This window comes from Lacticaseibacillus camelliae DSM 22697 = JCM 13995, from assembly GCF_001311195.1.
In the GTDB taxonomy this organism is placed as follows: domain Bacteria; phylum Bacillota; class Bacilli; order Lactobacillales; family Lactobacillaceae; genus Lacticaseibacillus; species Lacticaseibacillus camelliae.
Genome location: NZ_BBAJ01000097.1, coordinates 1 through 7,767, shown reverse-complemented (window position 1 = coordinate 7,767; position 7,767 = coordinate 1). Strand labels below are relative to the sequence as shown.

Annotated in this window: 6 protein-coding genes; all 6 read left to right on the top strand. The window is 60.2% G+C overall.

The genetic code is table 11. From position 1 onward, the window contains the following. The first annotated feature begins 46 nt into the window (after window positions 1–46). Entirely contained in the window at window positions 47–871 is an 825-nt protein-coding gene (locus JCM13995_RS12220; protein WP_054666060.1) for a PTS system mannose/fructose/sorbose family transporter subunit IID, read from the top strand. Between the two features lie 67 nt (window positions 872–938). Next, entirely contained in the window at window positions 939–1,769 is an 831-nt protein-coding gene (locus JCM13995_RS12215) for a glycoside hydrolase family 88 protein (protein WP_225350887.1), read from the top strand. Next, window positions 1,730–2,050, top strand: a complete 321-nt coding sequence (locus JCM13995_RS16370; RefSeq protein ID WP_225350886.1) for a hypothetical protein — start codon at window positions 1,730–1,732, stop codon at window positions 2,048–2,050. The genes JCM13995_RS12215 and JCM13995_RS16370 overlap by 40 nt, the downstream gene beginning before the upstream one ends. Beyond that, window positions 2,044–2,970: a glycoside hydrolase family 43 protein gene (locus JCM13995_RS12210; RefSeq protein ID WP_054666054.1), complete on the top strand. Its 927-nt coding sequence runs from the start codon at window positions 2,044–2,046 to the stop codon at window positions 2,968–2,970. Before JCM13995_RS16370 ends, JCM13995_RS12210 begins: the two co-directional genes overlap by 7 nt. Next, entirely contained in the window at window positions 2,967–4,556 is a 1,590-nt protein-coding gene (locus tag JCM13995_RS12205; protein WP_054666050.1) for a glycoside hydrolase family 43 protein, read from the top strand. The genes JCM13995_RS12210 and JCM13995_RS12205 overlap by 4 nt, the downstream gene beginning before the upstream one ends. Window positions 4,557–4,743: 187 nt before the next feature. Next, on the top strand, window positions 4,744–7,767 hold a 3,024-nt coding region (locus JCM13995_RS12200; RefSeq protein ID WP_156314482.1), incomplete at its 3' end, for a discoidin domain-containing protein.

Below are 7,767 nucleotides of genomic sequence, written 5' to 3'. Positions count from 1 at the left end.
AAAATTGAGGAAGTAAGTTCAGGAGATAAAGAGGAGGACTTCTTCAATGACTAAAATTGAAATGACTGCCGATGACAAAAAGCTGACCAAGCACCTCTTTTGGCGCAACATGTGGCTGGGGTTCTGCATGTCTTACACCCGGCAGCAAGGCGTCGCATGGGACTGGGTCCACGAAAAAGCCTACCGGAAAATTTACAAAGACGATGACCAGTTCTGGGAAGCCATGAAGCGCAACATGGAATTTTACAACACGACACCAAACATGAACGGCCTGGCTTCCGGGCTCGCAATTTCGATGGAGCAGGAGAACGCCAAGGCACCGAAGGGCACCTTCGACACCGCTGGTATCAGTGGGATGAAGATCGGCCTCATGGGGCCTTTGGCCGGCATCGGCGACACGTTCTTCTCCGGGGTGTGGGCGCTGATCATTATGGGCATCGCGATCAGCTTCGCCAAGACTGGCAACCTGGTCGTTGCCGCCCTGCCACTGCTCGCCTTGATTCCGAACATCCTGGTCCGCTGGTACGGTGAAAAATTTGGCTACAAACTGGGCAGCCAGTACATCGCCAAGGCTGTTCAAAACGGCGTCATGACAATGTTCACGAAGGCGGCTTCGATCGTTGGGGTCACCGTTGTGGGTGGTATGATCGCCACTTTGGTCAAGGTGCCAGTCATTTTGAAAGGGAAAATCAACGGCTCTGAGCTGGTCCTGCAGAAGATTCTGGACCAGATTCTGCCAGGGATGCTGCCACTGCTGCTGGCGGTTGGGTGCTTCGTGCTCCTGCGCAAGAACGTCAGCCCGGTTAAAGTCCTGATTGGCGTGGTCGTCTTGGGCTTCGCGCTGACCTTCCTGGGCATTACCGGCGCATAGGACAGCTTGAAAGGCTCGTGTCTGCGGGCCTTTTTTGCTTTAAATGGCACAAAAGGAGGAAACAATCGTGGCACAAACAAGTTATGAGGAATTGTTCGCCAAGGTGCAAACTAAGCTGACGGCTGAGGCCAAGCGGCTGGGCCCAGCCATCCCGTACACACCCGGGCCAGACGGTAAGTACGAAGACATGGCGCAAAAGGACATCACTTGGTGGACGAACGGCTTTTGGGCCGGCACCCTATGGCTGATGTACAACGCCACCAAGGACCCGCTGTTCAAGGAAACGGCCGAGGCCAACGAGACCGAACTGGACGAGGCGATGACGATCTACACCGGGCTGCACCACGATGTCGGCTTCATGTACCAGCTGTCGGCCGTTGCGGATTACCGCCTGACCGGCAGTGAGCGCAGCAAGGCCCGCGGGCTGCATGCCGCGGCGCTGCTTGCCGGCCGCTACAATCCGCGTGGCAAGTTCATTCGCTCGTGGAACCGCGACCGCGCCGGCTGGGTGATCATCGACAGCATGCTGAACATTCCGCTGCTATACTGGGCGCGAGACACCATCGATGATCCGCGGTTCGGCTATGTGGCCGAGGACCACGCCGATACCGTCATGCAAAACATCGTGCGGCCGGACGGCTCTACGAATCACATCGGCATTTTTGACCCGACCAATGGGCAACTGCTGGACACCCCAGGTGGCCAGGGCTACGGGCCGGGGTCGTCCTGGTCCCGCGGGCAGGCCTGGGCCTGTACGGGTTTGCGCTCAGCTATGCGCACACGCAAAAGCAGGCCTATCTGGACACCGCCAAGCGCGTCGCGAGCTACTTCATCGCCAACGTCGAAACAACCGGGTACGTGCCGCTGGCTGATTTTCGCGCACCGGCCACGCCGGTGATCTACGACACGTCGGCTTCGCTGTGCGCCGCCTGCGGCCTGCTTGAGATTGAAAAGCACGTGGGTGAATTTGAAAAGCCGCTGTACCACGAGGCGGCGGTCAAGCTGCTGCAGGCGGTCATTGACCATTACCTGGACCTGGACCCGGCCACCGACGGCATCGTGCTGGGGGCCACCCCGGCGTATCACGACAAGCTGCGCGAGGTGCGGCTGATCTACAGTGACTTTTACCTGGTCGAAACGCTGACGCGGCTTTTAGGGAAGGACTTTCTGATATGGTAGGTAACGTGAACGGCCAGCCGTGGCGCGATGTTGACGGCCAGCTGATCCAGGCCCACGGCGGCACCATCCTTGGCCATCAGGGCACCTATTATTGGTACGGGGAGGACCGCAGCCAGTCGGCCTTCGTGGCAGCCGGCAAGCGAGTCGTCCCATTCACCGGGGTGCGCTGCTACTCGTCTTCAAACCTGCGCGACTGGCACGATGCCGGCCGCGTGCTGACGCCGGCTTCAGACCCCGAAGGCCGGCTGCAGGTGACCAGTGTGGTCGAGCGGCCCAAGGTGTTGTTCAACGCCCGGACCGGGAAATTCGTGATGTGGGCCCATTTTGACAACCAGGACTACACGTACGCCGGCTGCGTGGTGGCCACGGCAGAGGCGCCGACCGGTCCGTTCACCGTGCATGATGTCTTGCGGCCCAACCGGCAGGAAAGCCGCGACATGACGCTGGTTCAGGACGGCGACCAGGCCTACCTGTGCTTCAGCTCGGACATGAACCAGACGCTGTATTTTGCGCAACTGACGCCTGATTACCTGGGCCTGACCGGCTTTTCGGCCAAAATCTTGGTCGATCAGGCGCGCGAGGCGCCGACTGTGTTTCATGCGGGTGACTGGTACTTTACCATCACCTCTGGCACAACCGGCTGGCGGCCCAATCCGGCGCTGTACTCGCGCTCGCGGTTTCTCTTTTCCGGGCAAAAGCTGATCGATAACCCCTGCATGGGGCCGACCGCGGCAACGACGTACGGCGGACAGCCGGCCGCGGCGTTGGCAATTGACGGGCGCTGGTACCTGCTGCTGGATCACTGGCAGCCGGCGGATCTGAGCCAGTCCGGCTACAGCATTTTGCCAATCGAAGTTACTGGCCGCGACCTGCACGTGGCTTGGACGCAAACGCCATTTGGCGGGGAGGTGAACGCATGAGTGCCACAGTGGAGAATCCAATTTTGCGGGGCTTCAGTCCCGATCCCAGCCTGCTGAAGGTGGGCGGCGATTATTATCTGGCGACGTCGACGTTTGAGTGGTGGCCGGGCGTTGAGATCTATCACAGCGTCGATTTGGTGAACTGGACGCTGGTGGCCGAGCCGCTGAACGACCCGGCGCGCGTAGATCTGCGCGGGGTTTACGATTCCGGCGCGATCTGGGCGCCGCACCTCAGCTATGCCGAGGACCAGTTCTGGCTGGTGTACACGATCGTGAAGTCGGCCACGGCGTTCAAGGACACGCTCAATTACGTGATCACCAGCCCTTCGATCACCGGCCCGTGGAGCAAGCCGACGTTTATCAGCGCCAGCGGTTTTGATCCGGCGCTGTTCCACGACGATGACGGCCGCCATTACTTCATGAACATGCTGTTTGATCACCGGCTGGACCACCCGGGATTTGCCGGGGTGGTCATGCAAGAATTTGATGCTAAGACAAAAAGTCTGATCGGTCAGCGTCGGCGCTTCTTCCCAGGCACCTCGCTGGGTGTTTGCGAAGGCCCGCAGATCATGAAGCGCAACGGCTGGTACTACCTGCTGTGCGCCGCCGGAGGCACGGGCTACAGCCACGCCTCGACCGTCGCGCGCAGCCGCAACATTTGGGGGCCGTACGTGCTTTCGCCGTGGCAGCCGCTGATTTCGACGAAGTACCACGACGACTTGCCGCTGGCCAAGGCGGGCCACGCCTGCTTCGTGCCGGGGCCCAATGGCGACTGGTACATTGTGTTTCTGTGCGCGCGCCCGCTGACGCCGCACGGCAACAATCCGTTGGGCCGCGAAACCGGGATCCAGCCGCTGGTATGGGAAGACGACTGGCCGCACTTGGCCAACGGCACCCACCTGCCGGATCAAACCGTGACGATTGCCTCAGCGCCGGCGACTGCGGTGCAGGTGCTGGACCACTCGCAGGCCATTGTGTTTGACCAGCCTAGTCTACCGGCCAGCCTGAAGACGCTTCGCCAGCCGCTTGGGGAACGCGCCTCACTCACGGCGCGGCCGGGCTGGCTGCGCCTGTACGGCCGTGAAAGTCTGTCCAGCCTGGACGCGCAAACGCTGCTGGCGCGTCGGTGGCAAAGTGTTCAGTTCACCGCCGAAACTTGCGTGGACTTTACCCCCACTAGCTTTCAGCAGCTGGCCGGCCTGGTGCTGTACTACGACACCGCCAACTGGGCGTATCTGCACCTGTCGTATGATGAGGAGCTGCACAGCCGCTACCTGCAGCTGGAGGTGGCGGACTGCGGCAAGTTCAGCTACCTGTCCGAGCACCTACCGATTCGTTTTACCGGGCCGGTTGCGCTGCGCGTGCAGGTTGACCGAGAGGTGGCGCGCTTCGCCTACCGCCAGGCGGGGGCAGCGCAGTGGCAAGTGCTGGCCACGCCGTATGCCGCAGACCACCTGAGCGACGATCACATCAAGGCCAACGGTAAGCTGGCCTTCACCGGCGCCATGGTCGGCATTTGCACCCAGGACATGGACCAGCACCGCTCGCACGCGGACTTTCAGTATTTTAATTATCAAGAAGATTAAGCGATTGTCGAATGGCGGCGCCTGGGGGAGACCCTGGGCGCCTTTTTTTTGCGGCCCCGGTTTTCCGGTTACAACACCCCACAGTGTTTGGCATTGTACTTGCTTGATTAAGGGTGAGCAAGTTGGCTGTTTAAGGCCGCTCTAATTGGGGTAGTGTTGACGTTTTTCAAAGACAGGAGGAAGACAGATGAGGCATCATCGTTTGGGGCTGTGGCTGCTTGGCGTTGCGGCGGCCGCAGGAACCTTGTTGGGCATTGCGACCCAGCCGGTTTACGCCGCTGATACGGCGCCAATCAGCACCAGTGTTGAGTTGAATATTGTGAAAAAGGACGGGTTTGTTCACCCTGGGATCAGCGTTGACCCTGAGCAGCTGCAGCAGACCCGCGCGGCGCTCAGCAAAGGGGCGCAGCCGTGGACGACCTATTACCAGGGCATGCTGGCGAGTCCGTACGCCAGCCTTGATTTTCAGGCGTCAAACCTGAAGGAAGGGACCTTTGATACCCCGCTGGATAACACGTTTACGTCCAACAAGCAGGAGCCGCGGCTTAGCGCCGATGGGTTCCGTGCATACACGCAGGCGGTGTTGTATTACCTGACCGGCAACCGCCAGTACCGCTACAACGCGCTGCGACTCGTGCGGATCTGGGAAAACATGAACCCTGCCGGCTATAAGTATTACGCGGACGCGCACATTCACGCGCCGATTCCGTTCTACTATATGGTCAGCGCCGCCGAGCTGCTGAAGTACACGTCGGTCGTGGGTGCCAATGTGTACACTGACGCCGCGGGCAACAACGTGGATCTGCGGTGGTCGACTCAGGACAACGACCAGCTGGTCAAGAATCTGGTTGACCCACTGACGGCGACCCTGCTGATCAAAATCAAGGATCAGTACTTCAATCAGCACCTGTACGCGCTGACCGGGGCGATGGCCGGGGCCATTTTCAAGGATGACCGTGAGGCGTACGCGGCCGATGTTGAGCAGACTTTTGTCAACGCGACCTCGGCGCGGCCCAACATCAACGGGGCCTTGGGCAACCTGTTTCACGTGATTGCCGCCGATGATCCGCGCAACCCGACCGGCCAGAGTTTTGTTCAGCACCTGGAAATGGGCCGTGATGAGAACCACGCAAAGGACGACGTGCTCTGCCTCGCCGGCCTGGCGCGCATCATCAACAACCAGGGCATCAAGGTCGACAAGACGACCGGCGTGCCTTCGACCGCTGAGAGCGCGGTGGACCCTTACCAGTTCGGCGACCAGCGCCTGTTGAAAGGCGTTGAACAGTTTTACAAGTACAACTTAGGCGAAACTGTGCCGTGGATCCAGGTGTCTCAGCCCGGAGACGCGGCCCATCCGGCCATTGAATCCGATGGGGTCCAGAACATCATCGATTACGGCGGCGCGGTCAGCACGGACGGCCGCGGCCGGCTGAATAAGTTCTTCAGCCTCAGCGAGGTTTACGACTACTATCGTTATCAGGAAAATATGTCGGCCAGTGAGTTGGCGCAGATCGCACCCGCGCTCACTGCGGAAGCTACGCACTTGAACGCACCGGAATACTACACTGGCACGACTAAAATGAACTACTGGGGCGCATACTCCGATTCGAAGATCACCGAGGTTGGGGCCGAGTACTGGCTGTCCATTCCGGCCGGCAAAGCGGCAGACGCGGCGACGTTCCCGAGCACTGGTAGTGCTTCAAAGGATGTTTCCTTTGCCCAGTTCGGCACGGTCCTCGATGCGGACCACGCGACCAAGACCAAAGACGGGCTCCAAGTGACGGCGGTCAAGGACCAAAGCAGCATCAAGGAAACCGAGTACGATAAGCTGTACCCGAAGGACACCAAGACGGTGCGCGGCGGCTCGCAGATCGCGCTGGCCGGCCTAGAGAAGCCGACAGACGGCGCCTTTGCGCTGAAGCTGAAGACCACCGGCGTCGCCAAGCTGCTGGTCAGTCGCGATAACCAGCCAGATCAGGTTTACCAAACGTTGACGCTACCAAACACCCACAACCAGTGGCTCACGGTGGCTTACCCGACGCTGAACGGCAATGCCAACATTGACTTTTTCGCGGTCGTTGCAGATCAGCCTAAGGTGACGGTCACCTTTGCCGCTGGCAGCTACACCGACAAGGCCGCACTGCCGCAGATCGGCGAGACCGCAAAGGACGCCGTGGTCTTTCTGGGCCAGACGCTGAACCTGGACCTGACAGCCACCAATGCAACCTCGCTGACCTTGGTCGATGGCCCAAAGGGGATGACCCTGAGTGCAACGGGCAAGTTGACTTGGCAGCCAACCAGCACGGGCACTTATCCGGTGACGGTCGAAGCCACCAACGGTCAGCGCACAGTCACCAAGACCTTCACCGTGACCAGCGAGAAGAACCGGATTCAAGCTTACAATCAGGCGACGACTGAGCTGCAAAAAGCGCCTTACACGACCGCTTCAATGGCGGCGATCAATGCCGCCGCGGCCAAGGTCCAGGCCCTAGTCAAAACCGGCACCGATGCGCAGTTCCAGGCGGCGTTAAGTGACTACACCGCGGCCATTGCCGCCGGTGAATTGCTGAACCCGACGCTGAAGGACGGCAGCCTGGCATACGGCGCTTACCCGGACCTGGCGGCGGCCAATCTGCTCGATAAGACGACCCACGCCATTGACCCGAAGCAGACGTTCAGCGCGGCCAAGCTGACGGATGACAACCAAAGCACCATTGGCGGCGACTGGCACACGGCGGCCGTGCTTGATTTTGGCAAGGACTACACAGTCACGCTTCAGTCCGTGATGTACTTGGCCCGCACCGGCTTCCCGAACCGGGCGCAGGGGACCAATCTGTACGGATCCAACGACGGCACCACGTGGACGAAGTTAACCACTGCCGAAAACCAGTTGAGCAATCAGCCGCAGACGATTCAGATCGATCCAAAGCAGGCACAGATTGCTTATCGCTACATCAAGATTCAGGTTGATGATCCGGGCACGCCGACCGATCCGGCCTACCCAGGCATTGCCGATTACGGCGAGCTCCACCTGTTTGGGACCCGGGCCGAAGTCGCCCCGAATCCGGCGGGCAAGGTGCGCCCAACCTTGTTGACAGATCCCACTGACCAGCCGGCCAAGGATCACAGCCAGGGTCAAAGTGAGGTGCCAACCAAAGGTCATCAGGGTCAACCTGGCGGCCCAGACACCACCTTCGATCAGGGCCGGATC